Raw genomic sequence first — 19,221 nt, forward strand, 5'->3', positions numbered from 1 at the left:
CATGTGCGTGTGCGTGCGGGCGTGCGCACACGCATCGACCCCTGTCTGTTTCTGCGTACCTGCGTACCACTGTCTCTAGAGAGAGACATAAGAGCAGCTCAGAGCCGCTTTGTGCCCGGTACGTAGCCGGTACGCAGCCGGTACGCAGTGCGTACCGCTCCTCTCCCCCTTCCACCGAATTGAGGTGACCCATGTCCTTCACCCCCCGCCCGTACCAGCTCGACGCCATCGAGGCGCTGCGCAAGGGGTGGGCCGACGGCCGCAACCGCTTGGCCGTCGTCCTCCCCACCGGCGCCGGCAAGACGGTCGTCTTCTCCCACCTGGCCCACCAGATGCTCGACAGCCTCGGCGGACACCGCGTCCTGGTGATCGCTCACCGGGAGGAGCTGATCGAGCAGGCCGCTTCCAAGCTCTTGGCGGTCGACCCCATGCTCCGCGTGGGCATCGTCAAGGCCGCCCGTGACGACCACGCCGACGCCGACGTGATCGTGGCCAGCGTCCAGACCCTGGCCGTGGCCCGCCGGCGCGAGGCCATCCGGGACATCGGCCTGATCATCGTGGACGAGTGCCACCACGCCGCCGCCCGCACGTATATGGATGTGCTCAGGCACTTCGGAGCCTGGGACGGCGTCCCGGTCGCGGGCTTCACCGCCACCATGACCCGCACAGACGGCGGCCTCGCCGAGGTCTGGCAGGACGTCGTCTTCCGCCTGGACATCCTCGACATGATCAGCGACGGCTACCTGTGCGACGTCCGCGGCAAGCGCGTCACGGTCGACACCCTGGACCTGAACAAGGTGAAGACCCGGGGCGGCGACCTTATGGACGGCCAGCTCGGCAAGGCGCTGGAGGAGTCTGGCGCGCTGGACGCCATCGCCAAGGCGTACCTGGAGCACGCGGCCAACCGGCCCGGTGTCGTCTTCACCCCGACCGTGGCAACCGCGCAGGCCGCTGCGGACGCGCTCCAGCGGGTCGGCATCACGGCGGCGCCGGTCTGGGGCGACATGGGCCGTGATGAACGCAAGGCGACGCTCGCCCGGTACACCGCCGGTGAGGTCCAGGTTCTCACCAACTGCATGGTGCTCACCGAGGGGTTCGACGCCCCCCACACGTCCTGCGCCGTCATCGCTCGGCCTACCAAGTCGCCTGGCCTGTACGTGCAGATGGTCGGCCGCGCGCTTCGGCCGGCGCCGGGTAAGGCGGACGCCCTGGTGCTCGACGTCCTGGGCGCGTCAACCCGGCACAAGCTCGCCAGCATGGTCGACCTGACCGAGCGCGAGATCGGCGAGGAGACCAAGGGCCGGAGCCTGCGCGAGGTTGCTGAGGAGGCCACGGCCGCCGAGGAGCGCCGCCAGCTCGCCGCGCGGGTCGAGGTCGAGGAGATCTCGTTGTTCGGCTCCAGCCAGATCCGGTGGCTCAGGACGACCGCCGGGACCTGGTTCATCCGCCTCACCCCGCAGGCGTTTCTGTTCCTGGTCCGGGACGCCGAGACCCGCCTGTACCGGATGCGCCGCTGGACGGACGGGGCTGGCGTCCAGCCGCCGCGCGACGACACCGCACGGCCGCTGCCGGACGCACTCGCCTGGCTGGAGCAGCAGGCCAAGGTGCTCGGCGGGTCAGGGGCGTTTGTCTCCAAGGCGTCCCGCTGGCGGGCCGGCCAGCCCAGCCCGAAGCAGGTGGGTCTCTGCCGCCGCCTCGGTATCGCGGTGCCGCGCGGCGCCAGCTCCGGCGATGTCGCCGACCTCATCGACCAGGACCGCGTCAGCCGGGTCCTGGGCCAGCTCATCACCACTGCCTGACGGTCCGGGCCTGTCGCTATCAGGCCCGGACCGCCCGCCCATCACATCACGGAGGAATCTATGACCGACCGTTCGGCTCTTCGTTCAGTCAGCTGCGGCAACCAGGCGGTGCGCTCATGAAGGTTCGGGCAGACATCGCCGAGCTGCTGTACGCCGGCCTCTCCGACAGCGCCATCGCCCGTCAACTCGGCGTCGACCGAGCGGCAGCCGTGGCCCCGGCCCGTGCGGCCCTCAGGCTACCGAAGGCCAAGCCCGGCCCGAAGGCGTACGCCAGCGCGGAAGACCTGTTCTGGCGCCGCGTCAAACCGACGGACGACGGTCACATGGAGTGGACGGGTTTCCACGTCGGCCGGACTCCGGCCATGCGCCACGGTGGCAGAAACCTGACGGCCTGCTCGATCGCCTACCGCATCGCCAACGGCCGCCCCGCTAAAGGGCAGGCGCGGCCGTCCTGTGGGCGCGACCACTGCGTGATGCCGGGCCATCACGCCGACCAGGCCGACCGGGCCCACGCCCGAGCCCGCTCGAAGGTCATCCAGGCGTGGGCGGGGGGGCTACGGCGGGCCGGCCGGGCACTGGAGCGCGAGCGGGAGAAGCGCGTGGACGCCCTGTATGCGCAGATCTTCGGGACGCCCGAGTGACCGCCCGCCCGCGCTGTACGGCCGGCCATTTCCTGCCCGCTGGTGTCCGGCCGGGCGCTGCCTACGAGCACGCCCGCCCGGCCGGGGCCCGCTACTGGCCGGACATGTGGGGGCAGGGCCTGGCCCGCCGCCACACCACCCGTATCCGCACCGTCCACCTCACCGGGAGCTACCTGTGACCAAGCTGCACCTCGTCATCAACACCCCCGAGCCCGGCGGCTGGAACGGACGCCTCGACGTCGGCGAAGCCCTCGAAGCCGCCCACTGGACGACCGACCCGACGTCCGGAGCCCTCCGCCACCCGTCCGGCGCCGTCTGGGTCGTGGTCAACGACGCCGACGACTCCGGCCTCGACCTGCCCAACGGCACCGTCATCGAGTTCCCCGGCAGCACCCCCACCGTCGTCATCGTCGCCGCCTGCCTCGCCGCGGCCGCCACCCCGGCGGTGTCCCGGTGACCGCCCCGTTCCCCGGCCTCCGCCCGGCCTACGTGGCCGGCGCCGTCTTCCTCACCGCCCTCGCCTACACCTCCGTCCAGCACGGTGCGCACGGGTATGCGGCCGCCTTGTGCTGCACGGCCGCCCTGCTGCTGACCGCCGCCCGCCGGGAGACCCTCGCCGCCCGGCAGGCCCGGACGGTCGCGGTGCGCGCCGAGCGTGCCGCCCGCGCCCGCGCCCGCGCGCTCGCCGACGACCAGCAGCTCGCCGACGTGTACGCGCGCGGCTGGCTGGACCTACACGCCTCCTGCTGCCTGACCGCCTGGCACACCGGCGGCACCGACCACGACACCCGTCACTGCACCCGGAAGGACACCAACCGATGACCGAGCAGCGGTACACCGCCGACACCATCACCGACGACGCCCTGGACGCGCTGTACGCCGAACTCGTCGCCCTGGGCGAGGAACTGGGCGGCCGCAACGAGGAGGCGCGGGAACGCTGGGTGCGCAAGCAGGAGGAGCAGCTCGGCATCAAGTGGGCCGACTTCCGTGCGGGCAACTGGCAGATGGACCTGGCGGCCGGCCGGGACTTCGCCGCCGCCTACGTGGCCGCCGCCAGCGCCCTCCTCGGTGACGCCCCGAACTACAGCGAGACCCGCCTGGAGTTCGACGTGAAGATCGCCGAGTCCCCCGAGACGTACACGCTGGTCGTGCAGCGGCACGGGCCTGGTGTGCTCACCCCACACGAGGCCCGGCAGCGCGCCGAGGCCGAGCGTGACCGCTACCGCGCGGCGTGGCAGTCCGCCCGAGAGCGAGCGCAGGCTCACCACGACGGCACCCTCCGGCTCGTCGCCGACCGGGAGACCTACCAGCGCTGGCTGAAGGAGGCCGAGGCCGAGGTGGGGCAGTGGCGGGCGACCTTCGGCCGTGACGCCCTCCCCGGAGCGCTCCGCCGCCTGGAGGGCGCCGAGACCGTCATCGAGCGGGTGCGCGTCATCGGCCGCCGCCTCGCTGCGCACGCCGCAGGCTTCCAGGACGTTCTGGACGAGAGCGACCACGGTCCGTGGGGCAAGACGGTCGGCGCCGACATTGCCGAGCTGACCGCCACCCTCGACGGCACCGCGCAGCCCACCGCCGCGAAGGAGCGCTGATGGCCTCCCCCTGGACCTGGTACGGCGACTGCCCCAAGTGCGGTCGGGCCGTGGCCCTCGTCAACCCCCGTCACGGCGACGGGTCCACCCGTCACACCCGCTGGCACAAGAACAGCCAGGGCGACTGGTGCCGCGCCGAAGTCGAGGCCGGATGGCGCCGCACCCGCGAACAGCAGCCCACCCAGTAGCAGCACCGGCCGCCCGCAGGGAGCGCGGGCGGCCGGGCCAGCCCCACAGTCCCACACCGCCCGACACGAAAGGCACAAGCATGACCACGCTCGCCACCCTCCTGGACACCGGCCTCGGCTGGCTCTTCGACACTGTCCAGCCCGGCGACTGCCACCAGCACCACCTCGGCATCGTGCTCCACCTGCCCGAGGCGAACCGTTGGTACGGCTTCATCCCGGAGGGCACGCGCGCCCTGCCCGTCGTCTCCGTGGCCGTTACCAAGGTCGACTGGATCGACGACGGACCTCTCCAGGTCCCGGCCAACCCGCTCCGCCCTGACGAGCTGCCCGCCCTCGCCGGGGAGCTGCGCGACCGCGGCTTCGAGTCGTTCGGAACCTGGAACGGCCACCCCGGGGCCACCGGAAGCGTTGGTCTCATCCGGCCCGCGCACCCCACCCTCGTCGGCGCAGTCGACCGCTATCGCCGCGGCTGCATCACCCACCCGAAGCAGTCCGTGTTCTGCGACTGCGAGGACTGGCGAGCCGAAGCCGCCCGCGCCAACGACCCCACGCGCTCCACCGCCTGAGCGTACGACTCTGGCCGCCCGCGATCTCACCGCGGGCGGCCGGCCAGCCCCCACAGTCCCACACCGATGGAGAACGATCGTGAGCACCTGCGAGCTGTGCGACAGCGAGACCGGTAGCCGGTACCTGTGCACCCGCCACCGTGACCGGCTCGGCGAGCAGCTCGCCGCGCTCCCCGCCCTGTACGCCGAAGTCGGCGAGTACCTCGTCCCCCGGCAGACCGGATGGGGCGACCTCGTCGCCACCCGCGCAGCCGCCGGCCCCCGGTCCCCGATCAACGAGGACGTGCTCGACACGGTCAACTGGGGGCGGGCCACCGAGGTCATCAGCTCCTGGCGCACGGACATCCGCCGCGTGCGCTGGCCGCACCGGAAGGGGGCGCCCGCCGCCCGCCTGGACGCCGACTGCGCATGGCTGGTGCGCGAGCTGGACTGGATCGCCGGGAACTACCTCGCCGCCGGCGACCTCGCCCGCGAGGTGTGGACGCTCTACACGCAGGCACGCTCGGTCGTGGGCGACCCCGAGCCCCGCGTGCAGCGGCTCGGCTACTGCGTGGCCACCGTGGACGACCAGGGCACCGTGTGCGACGCCGTGCTCAAGCGCCTGCCCGGCGAGCCGGTGCGCTGCCGCTGGTGCTCGACGGAGTACCGGACCGAGACCGATCTGCTGCTGCTCCGGCACTACCAGCCGGAAGAAGTCGCGTGACGAGGCGGGCCCCGGCTGCGTCGGCCCACGTGAGCAGCGAGTCGAGGAACGGACGGGTGAAGGAGCGGACCGCTGGCAGGCCGAGGTGCCGGCGGACCGCCTCATCCACCCCGCAGGGTCCGCAGATCCGCAGCTCGCACACCCGGGACACCGCGCCCGTATCCCCCGCGAAGGCGGCCAGCGGGCCGGCGCATCTCGGGCACTGCTCGGCGGTCAGCGGCACGTGGCACCCCTTGGTCGGTGAGCTGATCACTGCCCAACGAGCGGGTAAGCGGCGGGTGTCGGAGCGAACAGCCCGAACCCCTTGCCCGTGGCACTAGTGTCACGCTAAGGTATGTGACGTGCCATCAACCGATTGGCGCGAGCGAGTTGCGGCCGAAGACCGTGAGCAGAAGCGACTGCTGAACCTGATCTCAGACAGTGCCCGAAGGCGAGCGGCAGCGCTCGAAGACGGAGTACGCGAGCTGAAGACCAGAGAGGCGGTCGCCGAGGATCTCGGTCTCGACTCCAGCGCAGTACGAAGATCCATCCTTCGGTACGGCACGGGCACCCTACGCCCAGGTCGGACCCCGACCACAACCGAATAGCCCGGAAAGCGGGCAGCCCCCGGCAAGCCGACCCTACCGGCCGCCGGGGACCACCACTTGATCAAGAGGAGTACAGCCTCATGACCCAGCGGAACCTTAGCGCGCCCAAGAGCGCGCAGGTCACCCACCCGACCCGCAGGCTCATCGCTGCGGGCATCATCCGCCGCACCCCGGCCAACGCGGCCGCCGCCCAGCAGCACCGGCTCGCGCAGCTGCACCGGGCCTGCCAGCGGGACTACGCGGACGCCACCCCCGCCCGCACCGGCCAGACCCACCGCACGCCCAGCCTCTACGGCACCGCGGCGGTGACCCGGTGAGCGCCAACCTGACCGACCCGGTCCGTGACTTCCTCGCCGCCATCAGCGAGGTGCTCACACTGCCCGAACCGGCCGCCACCCTGGGCGACCTGATCAAGTTCAAGTCCGAGGTGGACACGCGGACCCACCGTGTGCAGCTCGCCATCCGCGACCTGCTCGACGGGAGCAGCGACGACCTGGCATGGGAGGCCGGCTACCTGCGCCGTCACGCTGGCCTCCCGGTCCGCTACCGGACGCCCGAGCAGCACCTCACCGAGGTGCGGGCCCTCGCGCGAGGTGAGGGCCAGTGAACGCGCTCACCTGGGCCCAGGCCCACCCCGCACCGGCCGCCGGAGCCGTCGCCCTGGCCCTGGTCGTCACCCTGCTGCTGGCCCGCGCCGGCCGCCGTGCCGTCGGTCGCACCCCGGCCGCTGTGGTCGTGGCCTCGGTCGGCGCCATCGCCTGCACCGCCTACTCCGGCGACACCTCCTGGCGGTTCGCCGCACACCGCCTCGGGATGACCTCCCACGGCGAGCGCTCCGCCCTGTTCCTCGCCGCCGAGCTGGGCTTGTTCGCCTGCGCTCTCATGGCCCGGCAGAACCTCCGTGAACGCGGAGCCCCCGGCACGCCCGGCCTCCTCGTCTGGTTCATCACCGGCGTGCAGGTCATCCCGGCCTACTCCGAGTCCGGCATCGTCGGCGGCACGGTCCGTGCGGTCGTCGGCCCCGTCATGGCCGCGCTGCTCTGGCACCTCGCCATGGGCATCGAACTCCGGCACCGCCAGCCCGGCGCCCTCACCAACTCCCTGCCCGCCCTGCTGGCTCGCGAGCTGCGGGAGCGTCTGCTGTCTCGGCTCGGGCTCGCCGTCCGCGACCGCACCGCCGAACAGATCACCCGCGACCGATGGACCGTGAAGGCCGTCGACCTCGCCGCCAAGCTCGCTGACATGGGCCCGGAGCAGCGCGGCCGGGCCCGCACCGCCCGCCGCCTTTCCGTCGCCGTCGGCAAGGCACAGGCCGGCGCGAGCGAGGAGCAGCGGACCAAGCTCCTGGACCTGCTCGCCGCCCGCCGGCACTCCGCCGCGCTCGCCACCATCGACCTCGCCTCCCCGTGGCAGGACACTCCCGAGGACACCCAGGACACCGAGGACGCGCCCCCGTCCGCGAGCGTCCCGCCGTTTCCACGGCCCGTCCCTCCAGGTGCCCGGCTGCTGCCGATCGTCGCCCGCCCGGCCCCGGCGCCCGAGCCGGAGGCAGACACCGAGGACGCGGCCGAGGACAGCGAGGACGACCCGGACGCACCCCCGCCCGAGCCGCCCCTCATGACCACCGCCGACGTAGCCGACCACTACGGCCTCAAGCCGTCCTCGGTCCGCAACTGGGTCGCCGCCGGACGCATCCCCGTCCACTCCAAGGACGCCGCCGGACGCAACTTCTTCCACCCCGACCAGCTCCCCGACTTCCAGGTTGGAGTCCCAGCATGAAGGCCATCCTCTTCGGCTCCCTGTTCGCCGTGCTGCTGCTGTGGACGCCCGCGCTGCCGCTCGCCGCCACCGCCCTGGCCCACCTCGCCCAGCCCGCCGTCATCGCGTTCGTCGCCGGCCTCGCCGTCCGGCCCGCGCTCGGCCGCCAGGTGCGGGGGTGGACGGCATGAGCGACGCCCTCAACAAGGCCGAGGCCGCCGTCACTGAGGCGTCCGAGAACACGGCCGCCGTACAGCTCGCGCTCGCTGCGGTCGAGCTGGCCAAGACCGCGGCCGCCCAGCAGCAGACCGCCCTGCCCGCCCCGCGCCCCGCCGCCCGGCCCGTCGGCCTGTACGTCGCCGCCGGCATCGGCGGAGCCGTCGCCCTCACCGCCCTCGCCATGGCCGCCGCGCTCCTCGCGGTCGCCGTCGCGGTCGGCGCGGTCTGCGCCACCGTCTGCCTGCTCGTCCTGCGCTCCATCTTGCAGGACATGCAGGCCGGCCGCCGCAAGTGACCCGGCGCCGGCCGCCCGGCAGGACCACGGTCCGCGTCCTGGTCCTGCTCGGCCTCACCCTCACCCTGACCAGCCTGTACATCGTCATTCACTGAACCGAGAGGAGCCCGTCATGGGCCAGTCCAACAGCACCGGCGACTACGAGCAGAAGCACACCGCGTGGCGCGAGGCCAGGCGGGACCTGGACGCCGCCCGCAGCAAGGAACGCTACAGCGTGGACCCCGCCGTCAACCAGGACCGCGGCGCCGAGCAGGCCGCCGTCCGAGCGGAGATCCGCAAGGCCGAGCAGGCCGAGCAGACGGCACGCGCGGCCCTGCGCTTCCCCTGGGAGCGCTGACCATGGCCAGCGACCCGTTCGCCCAGCTCGCCCCCTACACGCTGGGGGAGACGGCCCGCATGGTCGGCCTCGGCGTCCGCATCACCCGCCGCCAGGCCAAGGGCAAGCCCACCGCCCGGCTGGAAGCCCGCGCCGACCGCATCCAGGCCGAGGCCGAGGACCGCACGGCCAAGGCCCGCCGCAAGAAGTAGCCACGCCACGGGGCGGCCGTCACCCGGCCAAGGACTGCCGGCCGTCCCGTGCCCCCGGCACCCAGACGAGCAACCGGAGACGCACAGCATGACCCTCAGCCTGATCAAACCGACAGAGGACACCCAGGACACCCCCGCGTCCCCGCCGTCCTCCGCCCACCCCGAACGGCGCCGCGCCCGCTACCAGCGCATCGCCCGCGCCGCCCTCCAGGACGACCGCGTTCGCACCGCGGGACGCCTCACCGTCCGCCACGCCTCCTACACCCTCGGCGGCGTCCGCACCCTCGGACGCCGCACCTGGGACTCCCGCACCAGCTCCCGCTACGAGCGCATGATCCGCGCCGCCGAAGCCGCCGGCCTCCTCGAAGAGGTCAAGGAGTGGGAGGCCAGGTCCGCCCAGTTCCAGGCCGCCCGGCACAAGCGGCGCATGGACCTCCTCCAGCTCGCCCTCAACGCGCCCAAGGCCATCGCCTCCGGCGCCGTCGCAGGCGGCGGCATCCTCCTCCTCCTCGGCCTGCTGCTCGCCTGGGGCACCGGCGACGTCCACGACGTCTTCACGCCCACCAAAACCGTCGTGGACCTGGTGCGCACCGTCGCGTTCATCGCGGGCGTCGTCTGGGGGCCGTTCCTCGCCGCCGCCCCCTGGATCGGGCTCGCCGCCTGCTGGGCTGTTGGCCGGCACCGCCACACCGCACCCCAGTGGGCGCTCCCCGCCAACGCCCGCACCTTCGGCGACGCCATCACCCCCTCCAGCGTCGTCGTCGCCTTCCGCGACCTCGGCATCTCCGCCCTCCGCAAGGCCATCGAAGGCATGGGCGACGTCGGCGCCGCCATGCTGTCCGGCATCAAGATCGCCGGATGCGGTGTCGAGGTCGACGTCACCCTGCCCTCCGGCGTCTCCACCGAAGAAGTGCAGGCCAAGCGACGCAAGCTCGCCGAGAACCTCAACCGGCACGAGCACGAAGTGTTCATCACCATCCCCCCGGCGCCGCGCACCGTCCGGCTGTGGATCGCCGACTCCGGCGCCCTGGACGAGCCCATCGGCCCGTCCCCGCTGATGCTGGACGAGGACGCCACCGCCGACTACTACACCGGCAGCGCACCGTGGGGACAGAACCTGCGAGGCGACGCCGTCGGCGTCTCCGTCATGCAGCGCCACATGCTGCTCACCGGCCTGTCCAACCAGGGCAAGACCGCAGGTCTGCGCGCCATCGCCCTCTGGCTCGCCCTCGATGACACCGTCGACTTCTACATCGCCGACCTCAAGGGCGTCGGTGACTGGCGGCCCTTCGACGGCCTCGCCCAGGTCCTCATCCAGGGACCCACCGACGACCACGTAGCCCAGGCCGTCGACATGGTCGAGTGGGGCGTGGACGAGATGCAGAAGCGCATCGCCCTGCTGGAGCAGTCCGGTGCCACCGACGGCGTCACCCGCGAGATGGCCCGCACCGACCCCCGCTTCCGCCCCGTCGTTCTCATCGTGGACGAAGCCCAGGTCGCCTACGGCTGCGGCGCCAAGGACGAGGAGAACCGGCCCTACGGCGGCTCCAGGTCCACCAGCCGCTACTTCATGGCCGTCAAGCGCATCCACGACCAGGGCCGCGCCGTCAACGTCACCATCTGGGAAGGCACCCAGGACCCCACCGACGAGAACCTGCCCAAGCGGTCCCGCGAGGGCAACCACATCCGCGGCTCCCTTGCCCTCGGCACCGAGTCCCAGGCCAAGATGGCCCTCGGCGAAGCCCCCGTCGACGCCGGCGCCGCCCCGCACAAACTGCGCCGCGGCCTCGACAAGGGCACGTTCGTCGTCGCCGGTGAAGGAATCCCCATGGAGGCCGGGCAGGCGTCCGTCACCGTCCGCACCCACTTCATCAGCGGCGAGGACGCCGTCACCCTCACCGACCGGGCCAAGGCCCGCCGCAACAACGTCGCCACCGTTCACCAGCTCGAAGTCGCCAAGCCCATCGACCACCTCGCCGACCTCGCCGCCGTCGTCGGCCGGGACCGCAGGGTCCGCACCACCGAGATCCTGCACCGGCTCAAGGCCCGCGATCACGCCGTGTACGAGCACTGGACCGGCGCCCGCCTCAAGGCACTGCTCGCCGAGTACGGCGAGGAGCCCGGCACCCTCGACGGCTACCCCGTCGTCCGGCTGGAGAGCGTCGAACGCGCGCTGGAGCGGCGGGCGACGGAGCTAGCAGAGGCTCAGTGATGCGGCAGTGGGCAGTGACTTTCCACTCCGGAGATCACTGCCCCACCCCACTGTCCTTGACCAGCAGAAACAGCGCACAAGTGAGGCAGTGAGTCGAGGCAGAGTGTGCGCCGGATGACCTTCGGATCGGGCGCCCGCGCAGGTGCCACAAGGTCACTCACTGCGGGCATCATGGGGCCATGGAGTCGCAGATCATCCGGCCCGGCCACCTCACGGCCCACCAGACCGCAGGCGCCCTCGGCATCAGCCTGGCCGGCGTCCGGCAGCTCGTCCGCCGCGGCCAGCTCACCCGCTCCGGCGGCACCGAGCGGCAACCCTGGTACCCCGCCGCCGACGTCACCGCGCTGGTGCTCAAGCGCCAGACACGCGCTGCCGCTTGACCGCAGGTCAGCGACGTGTCACGATCCCGGTGTACAACTGTGCCCACAGACACCGAGGCCCCGCCCACCCGGCGGGGCCTTCGTCATGCCCGGAGGCATCATGCCCGCCAAGGTCCAGGCGCCCCGGAGCGCCGCCGAAGCCGCCCACCTCCTCGCCAGGCAGGGCAAGCACGTCCACATCGTCAGCGAGGGCCAAGGCATCTGCCTCAAGCAGGTATGCGACCTCCTGCCCGTACTGCCCATCTGGTGCGATGGCCACTGACCGGAGCGAGCTGACCAGCTACGAGTACCGGCAGATGCGCGCCCGGCTCCTCGCCGAGACGGACGTGTGCGTCGTCTGCGGCCACGCCAGCGCCGACGCCATCGACCACGTCATACCGGTCAGCAAGGGCGGCGCACGGCTGGACCCCGCGAATCTCGCGCCCATCCACGGCGTGGCCGGCTGCCCGGTGTGCCTGCGCAAGTGCAACAGCGAGAAGGGCGACCGGCCGCTCGCCGACGTCGTCCAGCTCGTGACGAGCGTCGACTGGTTCGCCGGACCGTAGGGAGAGCGCCATGGTGCACCTCGGCCCGCTAGCGAGGAGCGACGGGGACACCGTGGCCGCCAGCCTGGTCGACGCGCTCACGGACTGGGACATGATCGCCTGCACTCCGAGCTGTGCCCGCCCGTGGCGCCGCTGGCGCTGGCAGGCGCCGCGCGTATGGACCTGCCCCGGATGCCGCACGTGGTGGACGGCCGAGGGCCGCAAGTGGGTCGAGGTGCTCAGCCCGTCGCAGGTCAGGCGCTTGGAGGCCGAGCTAGGTCTGACAGACGGCCGGACTTTTTAGAAATCGGACATATCGCAACCCCGCGCCCAGCTTTTATTTTTCTCCCCCCGGGCCAATGACAGCCGGATGATCATGGAAGGGGGGTCGGCATGGGCGCCGTCGAGGATGCCGTGCGGAGCGACATCGAGCAGCTCGGAGACCTGGTCGGCGTCGAGCCGTCGCTGACCGAGCTGGCCTTCGCGCTGGCCGGCCGCATCGACGCCGCACGGACCGGTGAGTGCGAGAACTGCGGTGAGCCGGTCGCCCAGGATGACCGGCTGCTCCCCCAGTTGGCCCGCGAGCTGCGGCAGACGCTCGCCCAGATCCTGGAGGGACGGGCGCCGGACGATGACGACGACCTCGGAGACCTGGGCTCCCCCGAGTAGCTTCGCCGAGGATCTGTTCGACCGGTACGGCCTGACCTGTCCTCCGCGCTGGGGCACTCCTCGCCACCCGGACCGGCCCTCGCTCGGGCCGAAGCTGTGGAAGGTCATGACCAAGCTCGGCGCCCCGCCGATGCCCTGGCAGAAGTACGTGTCCGACGTCGCCCTGGAGCTGGACCCGGTCACCGGCAAGTTCGCGCACCGCGAGGTCGGGCTGTCCGTCTCCCGGCAGCAGGGCAAGACCGAACTCACGCTGGGCGCGCAGGTGCACCGGGCGATGGCCTGGCCCCGGCAGAACATCGTGTACGCCGCCCAGACGAGGGGCATGGCCCGGCAGCGCTGGGAGGACGAGTTCTGGGAGAAGATCTCCAGCTCCGACCTGGCCAAGTACGCCCGCATCCGGAAGAGCAACGGCAACGAGGCGATCCTGTTCCCCGGCAAGCGCTCGCGGATGGGCATCACGGCGAACACCGAGAAGGCCGGCCACGGGCCGCCGCTGGACCTGGGCTTCATTGACGAGGCGTTCGCGCATGAGGACGACCGGCTGGAGCAGGCGTTCTCCCCGGCGATGCTGACCCGGGCCATGGCACAGCTGTGGTGGGCGTCGGCCGGCGGTACCACCAAGAGCGTGTGGCTGAACAAGAAGCGGGAGAAGGGCCGGGAGCTGATCGAGGCCCTGTTCAAGGCGCTCGCCGAGGACGCGGCGGCGGTACGCCCGCGGGCCTGCTACTTCGAGTGGTACGCCCCGGAGGACATGGACCGGGCGGACCCGGCGACGTGGCGGGCGACGCTGCCCGCGCTCGGCTACACGGTGACCGAGGAGGTCATCCAGGCCGAGCTGGAGAAGATGGCGCCGGCCGAGTTCGACCGCGCCTATCTGAACCGCACCCGGAAGCCGACTCCGCCCTCTGACCCGAACGTGCCCAAGGCGGCATGGCCGGGCCTGGTCGATGCGGCCAGCAGGCCGGTGCCGTCCAGCGTCGCGCTGGCGCTGGACGTGTCGCAGGACAGGCAGCGGGCTGCGATCGCCGCGGCGTCACTGCGGGCCGACGGCAAGGTGCACCTGGAGGTCGTGGCGCACCGGCCCGGTACGGACTGGCTGGTGCCCGCTGTGGCGAAGCTGCACAAGCTGTGGAGCCCGGTGGCCGTGGCGGTCGCTTCCGCCGGCGCCCCAGCGGGGTCGCTGATCGCCGACCTGATCGCGGCCGGGATCGACGTACCCGAGGACAAGGACGAACCGCAGCGCGGGGACCTCGCGGTGATGCGGTCGGGTGACATCACCGAGGCGTGCGGCCAGTTCGCGGACGCCCTGAACCAGGGCGCGGTCGTGCACCTGGACCAGGTGCCGTTCACGGCGGCCGTGAACGGTGCCCGCACGCGCCGCAACGGTGACGCCTGGACGCTGGACCGCACCAGCTCGCTGACGGAGATCAGCCCGCTGTGCGCGGCCGTGTTCGCCCGGTGGGCGCTGCTCATCCGGGGGCCGCACGTCCTGGAGGACTACGACCCCCTTGACTCGATCTACTGAAGGAGGGGCCGTGCACGAGCGGACGACGACCGTGCTTGATGCCGCCGGGCTCCTGCTGCTCGCGGGCGGCGCGGGCGCAGGGGCGTACCGGTGGCTGGGCTGGGCGGCGCTCGCGGTGAGCGGCCTGGTGGTGCTGTCCGGGTCCTGGCTGGCAGGCCGTTCGGTGAAGGGCGGTAGGACGTGAGCCTGTTCCGCCGACGGGAGGTGACCGGCCCGATCCCGGAGCAGGGCATCCCGCCCCGGCCTGGCATCGGCGGTGGGGCCACGGCGGTCACCAACGAGACGGCGCTGCGCCACTCTGCGGTGTGGGCCTGCCTGCGCCTGCGCGCCAACCTCATCTCCACCATGCCGGTGGACCTGTACCGCAAGGTGAACGGCATCCAGGTCGAGGTGCCCAAGCCCGCGGTCCTCGTCACACCGGGCGGTGACGAGGTGGAGATGCCGGAGTGGCTGTACAGCTCGCAATTCGACCTCGACCGGTCCGGCAACTCCGTCGGTCTGATCACCGCCCGCGACGGATTGAACCTACCGGCCCGCATCGAGCTGGTCCCGAGCAGCGACGTGTCGGTGCGGGTGCGCAAGGGCAAGAAGCAGTACCGCATCGCGGGGACCCTCTTCGAGCCGGACGAGGTCTGGCACGAGAAGCAGTACACGGTGCCGGGCCTGCCGGTCGGGCTGTCGCCGGTGGCGTATGCCGCGTGGTCGATCAGCGAGTACCTGTCGATCCAGCAGTTCGCCATGGACTGGTTCCGCAACGGCGCCATCCCCTCGGCGCACCTGAAGAACACGTCCAAGACGCTCACGCCCGATCAGGCCGACGGAGCGAAGCAGCGTTTCAAGGCAGCCGTGATGAACCGGGATCTGTTCGTCACCGGCAACGACTGGGAGTACGACATGATCCAGGCCGAGCAGGCGGGCGTGGACTGGATCTCCGCGAAGCAGTTCGGCATCGGCGACATCGCCCGGTTCTTCGACTGCCCCTCCGACCTCATCGACGCTGCCGTGTCCGGCAGTTCGGTGACCTACGCCAACATGACCCAGAGGAACTTGCAGTTCCTCGTCATGTCGCTGGGGCCGGCCGTGTCCCGCCGGGAGCAGGCGCTGAGCCGTCTCTCCTCCCGGCCCAGGTTCGTGAAGCTCAACCGCAACGCGCTGCTGGCGATGGACCCGCAGACCCAGGCGTCGGTGCTGAAGACCCGCATCGACTCCCGGACACTCACCCCCTCGGAGGCTCGCGCGTTCTACGACCAGCCGCCGCTGACCGAGGACCAGAAGGCCGAGTTCGACCGGCTCTTCGGCAAGGGCACCAGCCCGGCGCCCACCACCGCGACCCCGCAACCAGGAGGGACCCCCTCATGACCAGCATGGCGATCCTGCGGCAGCAGGCTGCCCAGGCCCGCGCCGGCGCGGCGGGCTCCACCGCGATGGCCGTGCCCCGCGACCGGCCCGAGTCCCCCGAGATCCGGTTCACCTCGCAGCTGCGCGCGAAGAAGGTGACCCGCGATGACGGCATGGACTGGTACCAGGTCGAGGGCTACGCGAGTGCCTTCGAGCAGGGCTACGAGATGTGGGACATGTTCGGCCCCTACACGGAGATCGTCGCCCAGGGCGCCGCCGACAGGACGCTCGGCGCGGACCCCGAGGTCGTGTTCCGGTTCAACCACGCGGGCACCCCGATGGCCTCCACCCGCAACACACGGCTGGAGCTGTGGGCCGACGACCACGGCCTCGGACAGCGCGCCTGGCTGAACCCCAAGCGGTCCGACGTGCAGCTCCTCGTCCAGGCCATCGAGGACCAGGACGTGCGCGAGCAGTCGTTCATGTTCCGGATCACCTCAGGCCAGTGGTCCCCGGACTACACCGAGTACCGCATCACCGAGTTCGACCTCGAGCGCGGCGACGTCGGTCCGGTCACCTACGGCGCGAACCCCCACACCACGGTCGCCGCCCGCTCCGGCGAGTTCCTCGACCTGATCCCGAACCTGCCCGCGCTGGTGGCACGGGAGGCGTACTCCCGTCTCGCCCAGCGCTCCGACCTGTCGACCGCGCCCGCGCCGCAGACGCCGGCGCCCGCACGGCTGGAGCCCCCGGCTCCGGCCCGTTCCGGCCGGTCGATCTCCATGCTCCGCACTCAGCTCCTGGTCGACAACGGCGAGAGCTGAGCTTTCCCAGACACAGCGCGCTGTCCGGCAGACGCCCGGAAGCTCCGCCCTGTGCCGCCCGGCAGATGACCCGGGTGGGCCGTGGCCCCGCTGTTGCTGCACCCACCACCTCTCATCTGCACGAAGGGACACACCCATGCCCGGAACCATCGACGACCTGATTGCCTCGATCGAGGTCGAGCTGGAGGCCGCGCAGAAGCGGCTGAAGAAGTGCGGCGCCGAGGTCCAGCTCATCCTGGACAAGGCGCAGCAGGACGGCCGTTCCAACCTCACGGCCGAGGAGGACACCCGCGTCGCCGAGCTGTTCGCGGCCCGCGACCAGGCCCGCAACGACATCGCCGGCATCGAGAACAAGCTGGCGACGACGAACAAGCTGAAGGTCGAGGAGCAGGAGCGCGAGGCGAAGCAGAAGGAACAGCGCGCCACTCCGGCCGCGCAGCGCAAGCCCGCCTACGACCAGGTCGCTCGCGTCGGCCAGGAGGAGCGGACCTACCGCAGGGACCTGGACCCGAACGGCAAGAGCTTCCTCATGGACGTCTCCCGCCAGTTCCTGTACCAGGACGTGGAGGCGTCCCACCGCTTGGCGCAGCACATGCGTGAGGAGCGGGTGGAGCGGGCCGAGTACCTTCAGCGGGCCGTCGGCACCGGCGCGTTCGCGGGCCTGACCGTGCCGCAGTACCTGACCGACATGTACGCCCCGGCGACCGCGAACCTGCGCCCCTTCGCGGACGCCTGCAACCGGCACGACCTGCCGGAGTCCGGCATGGCGGTGAACATCTCCCGCATCACCACGCCGACCAGCGCCGGACTCCAGGCGGCGGAGAACACGGCCGTGGCCGAGCAGGACATGGACGACACCCTGCTCACCGTCCCGGTGCAGACCGCGGCCGGGCAGCAGACCGTGTCCCGGCAGGCCATCGACCGCGGCACGGGCATCGAGGACGTCACGATGCAGGACCTGTTCAACCGGGTCGCCACCGTGCTGGACTCCACCCTGATCAACCAGTCCGTCACCGGCCTGTCGGCGATCTCCCAGGCCACCGCCTACACCGACGCCACGCCGACCGGCGCCGAGCTGTACCCGAAGATCCTCGGGGCGGCGGCCGGCGTCGAGCAGGCCCTGCTGGCGATGGGCCGCCCGTCCCACGCGGTCATGCACTCGCGGCGCTGGTACTGGCTGTCCAGCCAGATGGCCTCCGTCTGGCCGATGATCAACTGGTCCAACCTGCCGGTCCAGGCCGCCGGCCAGGCGAACGCCGCCAGCTCCTACAACTCCGGACCGCGCGGTGTCCTGCCCTGCGGGCTGGAGGTCATCGTGGACAACAACGTCCCCACGAACCTCGGTGGCGGCACCAACGAGGACGAGCTGTACGTGGTGCCCAAGGACGAGTGCCACCTGTGGGAGGACGCCAACGCGCCGATGTTCATCCGCGCCGAGCAGGCCAAGGCCGCGTCGCTGGGTGTGCTGCTGGTCGCGTACTCCTACTTCGCCTACACCTTCGGCCGGTACACCAACGGCATGCAGAAGGTCAGCGGCACGGGCATGGCCCAGCCCCAGTTCTGACCCCGTGCGGGGCCCGGCCCGGGTCGGGCCCCGCTGCTCAGCACCCCGGAAGGAGTGAGCCATGGGGCTCAGGAACGTCACGGCCGACGTCGCGCTGCCCTCGGCGGCGCGGGCGGCCGGCACCTACATCAGCGGACCCGTCGCGGCGGCGGGCGCGGCGGCCGACGTGCTGCTGTCCGTGCACTGCACCGCCGCGACCGGGACCACGCCCACGCTGGACGCCTCGCTGGAGGAGTCCGCCGACGGCGCCACGTGGACGGCGGTGCCCGGCAGCGGGATCGTCCAGCTGGCCGGCGCGGGCAACCGCGTCGTCTACGCGGCCGTGAGCAAGAGCTACGTCCGCGTCACGTCCACCGTCGCCGGCACCACGCCGAGCGTCACGTACCGGGCGGCCGTCTGGATCCGCCCCGAGTAGCAGGAGGAACAGCACGATGGCACGAGACGAGAACATGATCGCCGCGCTGAAGCGGGAGCGGGCCAACTACGTGGCGCTGGGCGCCGAGGACCGGGTGGAGCAGGTGGACGCCTCGCTGCGCCACTACGGCTACGACCCGGGCCCGCGCGAGGACGACGGCCCGCAGGGGCGTACCGCCGCACCGCAGCAGCAGACCGCCGACCCGGGCAGCCCGGCCCCGGCGTCCGACGTCCAGGCCGCGGTGAAGAAGCCAGCCGCGAAGAAGCCGGCCGCGCAGCCGTCTGCCGTGCCGCCTGTGCAGTGATGCCCGGTGGCGACGTATGGAACTCTGGCCACGCTGCGCAAACGGATCGGCTCCGAGCCTTCGGACACCAGCCGGGATGAGGATCTGACCAGCGCGCTCGCGGCCGCCTCGCGGTACATCGAACGGGCCACCGGCCGTCGCTTCTGGCTGGACGCGATCGCCGTGGCCCGCACGGTCCGCACCGCCGGCCGGGTGGCGTGCCGGGCGGATGGCGACCTGCTACTGGTCGAGGACATCGGCGACACCGCCGGCATGACCGTGGACGCCGGGGCGCCCGGCTCGTGGACGGCTCTGCACGACTGGGAGACTCAGCCCGACAACGCGCAGGCTGACGGCCGTCCGGTCACCGGCCTGCTGCGCGCCGGGCTGTGGCCTGACCGGATCCGGGTCACCGCACGCTGGGGCTGGCCCGCCGTCCCGGAGGACATCACCGAGGCGTCGCTCATCCAGGCCCAGCGCCTGTACAAGCGCAAGGACAGCCCCGAGGGGATCGTCGGGTCGGCCGAGTGGGGCGTGCGCAACCTGTCCCGCCGGGACCCGGACGTGTGGGCGCTGATCGAACCGTTCATCCTGCCGGGCTTCGGCTGAGAGGA

General features: G+C 71.9%; 29 protein-coding genes. All 29 read left to right on the top strand.

What is annotated here, in order from left to right; genetic code table 11:
• Positions 1-191 precede the first annotated feature (191 nt).
• A complete protein-coding gene (locus ACFWN1_RS05690) occupies positions 192-1,799 on the top strand; it encodes a DEAD/DEAH box helicase (protein ID WP_384358547.1) in 1,608 nt (535 codons plus the stop codon).
• A gap of 116 nt (positions 1,800-1,915) precedes the next feature.
• Positions 1,916-2,440, top strand: a complete 525-nt coding sequence (locus tag ACFWN1_RS05695) for a hypothetical protein (RefSeq protein ID WP_384358549.1) — start codon at positions 1,916-1,918, stop codon at positions 2,438-2,440.
• Positions 2,437-2,619, top strand: a complete 183-nt coding sequence (locus tag ACFWN1_RS05700) for a hypothetical protein (RefSeq protein ID WP_384358551.1) — start codon at positions 2,437-2,439, stop codon at positions 2,617-2,619. The genes ACFWN1_RS05695 and ACFWN1_RS05700 overlap by 4 nt, the downstream gene beginning before the upstream one ends.
• Positions 2,616-2,897 (top strand): hypothetical protein, encoded by a 282-nt coding sequence (locus ACFWN1_RS05705; protein ID WP_384358553.1) that lies wholly within the window; start codon positions 2,616-2,618, stop codon positions 2,895-2,897. Before ACFWN1_RS05700 ends, ACFWN1_RS05705 begins: the two co-directional genes overlap by 4 nt.
• Complete coding sequence (locus ACFWN1_RS05710; RefSeq protein WP_384358555.1) at positions 2,894-3,262, top strand: hypothetical protein; 369 nt, start codon at positions 2,894-2,896, stop codon at positions 3,260-3,262. The genes ACFWN1_RS05705 and ACFWN1_RS05710 overlap by 4 nt, the downstream gene beginning before the upstream one ends.
• Complete coding sequence (locus ACFWN1_RS05715; RefSeq protein WP_384358557.1) at positions 3,259-4,029, top strand: hypothetical protein; 771 nt, start codon at positions 3,259-3,261, stop codon at positions 4,027-4,029. The genes ACFWN1_RS05710 and ACFWN1_RS05715 overlap by 4 nt, the downstream gene beginning before the upstream one ends.
• Positions 4,029-4,217 (top strand): hypothetical protein, encoded by a 189-nt coding sequence (locus ACFWN1_RS05720; RefSeq protein ID WP_384358559.1) that lies wholly within the window; start codon positions 4,029-4,031, stop codon positions 4,215-4,217. The genes ACFWN1_RS05715 and ACFWN1_RS05720 overlap by 1 nt, the downstream gene beginning before the upstream one ends.
• Positions 4,218-4,297: 80 nt before the next feature.
• Entirely contained in the window at positions 4,298-4,783 is a 486-nt protein-coding gene (locus tag ACFWN1_RS05725) for a hypothetical protein (RefSeq protein WP_384358561.1), read from the top strand.
• 79 nt (positions 4,784-4,862) lie between these two features.
• On the top strand, positions 4,863-5,486 hold the full coding sequence (locus ACFWN1_RS05730; protein WP_384358563.1) for a hypothetical protein: 624 nt from the start codon (positions 4,863-4,865) through the stop codon (positions 5,484-5,486).
• A gap of 667 nt (positions 5,487-6,153) precedes the next feature.
• Positions 6,154-6,390: a hypothetical protein gene (locus ACFWN1_RS05735; protein ID WP_384358565.1), complete on the top strand. Its 237-nt coding sequence runs from the start codon at positions 6,154-6,156 to the stop codon at positions 6,388-6,390.
• Entirely contained in the window at positions 6,387-6,680 is a 294-nt protein-coding gene (locus ACFWN1_RS05740) for a hypothetical protein (RefSeq protein WP_384358567.1), read from the top strand. The genes ACFWN1_RS05735 and ACFWN1_RS05740 overlap by 4 nt, the downstream gene beginning before the upstream one ends.
• Entirely contained in the window at positions 6,677-7,852 is a 1,176-nt protein-coding gene (locus tag ACFWN1_RS05745) for a helix-turn-helix domain-containing protein (RefSeq protein ID WP_384358569.1), read from the top strand. The genes ACFWN1_RS05740 and ACFWN1_RS05745 overlap by 4 nt, the downstream gene beginning before the upstream one ends.
• A complete protein-coding gene (locus ACFWN1_RS05750) occupies positions 7,849-8,022 on the top strand; it encodes a hypothetical protein (RefSeq protein ID WP_384358571.1) in 174 nt (57 codons plus the stop codon). The genes ACFWN1_RS05745 and ACFWN1_RS05750 overlap by 4 nt, the downstream gene beginning before the upstream one ends.
• The gene (locus tag ACFWN1_RS05755; RefSeq protein ID WP_384358573.1) at positions 8,019-8,345 is read left to right on the top strand and encodes a hypothetical protein; all 327 of its coding nucleotides are present in this window, start codon (positions 8,019-8,021) and stop codon (positions 8,343-8,345) included. Before ACFWN1_RS05750 ends, ACFWN1_RS05755 begins: the two co-directional genes overlap by 4 nt.
• 112 nt (positions 8,346-8,457) lie before the next feature.
• Positions 8,458-8,682, top strand: coding sequence for a hypothetical protein (locus ACFWN1_RS05760; protein ID WP_384358575.1), 225 nt, complete (start codon positions 8,458-8,460; stop codon positions 8,680-8,682).
• Between the two features lie 2 nt (positions 8,683-8,684).
• Entirely contained in the window at positions 8,685-8,873 is a 189-nt protein-coding gene (locus ACFWN1_RS05765) for a hypothetical protein (RefSeq protein ID WP_384358577.1), read from the top strand.
• 88 nt (positions 8,874-8,961) lie between these two features.
• Positions 8,962-11,085 carry an FtsK/SpoIIIE domain-containing protein gene (locus ACFWN1_RS05770; RefSeq protein ID WP_384358579.1) on the top strand — a complete coding sequence of 708 codons (2,124 nt, stop codon included), beginning with the start codon at positions 8,962-8,964 and terminating at the stop codon, positions 11,083-11,085.
• 179 nt (positions 11,086-11,264) lie between these two features.
• The gene (locus tag ACFWN1_RS05775) at positions 11,265-11,465 is read left to right on the top strand and encodes a hypothetical protein (protein WP_384358581.1); all 201 of its coding nucleotides are present in this window, start codon (positions 11,265-11,267) and stop codon (positions 11,463-11,465) included.
• Positions 11,466-11,565: 100 nt separating this feature from the next.
• Complete coding sequence (locus ACFWN1_RS05780) at positions 11,566-11,727, top strand: hypothetical protein (protein ID WP_384358583.1); 162 nt, start codon at positions 11,566-11,568, stop codon at positions 11,725-11,727.
• Complete coding sequence (locus ACFWN1_RS05785; RefSeq protein ID WP_384358585.1) at positions 11,717-12,010, top strand: HNH endonuclease; 294 nt, start codon at positions 11,717-11,719, stop codon at positions 12,008-12,010. Before ACFWN1_RS05780 ends, ACFWN1_RS05785 begins: the two co-directional genes overlap by 11 nt.
• A 372-nt stretch (positions 12,011-12,382) precedes the next feature.
• Positions 12,383-12,658, top strand: coding sequence for a hypothetical protein (locus tag ACFWN1_RS05790; protein WP_384358587.1), 276 nt, complete (start codon positions 12,383-12,385; stop codon positions 12,656-12,658).
• A complete protein-coding gene (locus ACFWN1_RS05795; protein ID WP_384358589.1) occupies positions 12,621-14,183 on the top strand; it encodes a terminase large subunit domain-containing protein in 1,563 nt (520 codons plus the stop codon). The genes ACFWN1_RS05790 and ACFWN1_RS05795 overlap by 38 nt, the downstream gene beginning before the upstream one ends.
• Positions 14,184-14,193: 10 nt before the next feature.
• Complete coding sequence (locus ACFWN1_RS05800; protein WP_384358591.1) at positions 14,194-14,367, top strand: hypothetical protein; 174 nt, start codon at positions 14,194-14,196, stop codon at positions 14,365-14,367.
• Positions 14,364-15,542, top strand: a complete 1,179-nt coding sequence (locus tag ACFWN1_RS05805; protein WP_384358593.1) for a phage portal protein — start codon at positions 14,364-14,366, stop codon at positions 15,540-15,542. The genes ACFWN1_RS05800 and ACFWN1_RS05805 overlap by 4 nt, the downstream gene beginning before the upstream one ends.
• Positions 15,539-16,345, top strand: a complete 807-nt coding sequence (locus ACFWN1_RS05810) for an HK97 family phage prohead protease (RefSeq protein WP_384358595.1) — start codon at positions 15,539-15,541, stop codon at positions 16,343-16,345. Before ACFWN1_RS05805 ends, ACFWN1_RS05810 begins: the two co-directional genes overlap by 4 nt.
• A 136-nt stretch (positions 16,346-16,481) precedes the next feature.
• Complete coding sequence (locus ACFWN1_RS05815) at positions 16,482-17,909, top strand: phage major capsid protein (RefSeq protein ID WP_384358597.1); 1,428 nt, start codon at positions 16,482-16,484, stop codon at positions 17,907-17,909.
• Between the two features lie 61 nt (positions 17,910-17,970).
• The gene (locus ACFWN1_RS05820; protein ID WP_384358599.1) at positions 17,971-18,324 is read left to right on the top strand and encodes a hypothetical protein; all 354 of its coding nucleotides are present in this window, start codon (positions 17,971-17,973) and stop codon (positions 18,322-18,324) included.
• Positions 18,325-18,340: 16 nt separating this feature from the next.
• Positions 18,341-18,628, top strand: coding sequence for a hypothetical protein (locus tag ACFWN1_RS05825; RefSeq protein WP_384358601.1), 288 nt, complete (start codon positions 18,341-18,343; stop codon positions 18,626-18,628).
• A 6-nt stretch (positions 18,629-18,634) separates the two neighbouring features.
• Positions 18,635-19,216: a phage gp6-like head-tail connector protein gene (locus ACFWN1_RS05830; RefSeq protein ID WP_384358603.1), complete on the top strand. Its 582-nt coding sequence runs from the start codon at positions 18,635-18,637 to the stop codon at positions 19,214-19,216.
• Positions 19,217-19,221 lie beyond the last annotated feature (5 nt).

Source organism: Streptomyces sp. NPDC058459 (assembly GCF_042721685.1).
GTDB lineage: Bacteria > Actinomycetota > Actinomycetes > Streptomycetales > Streptomycetaceae > Streptomyces.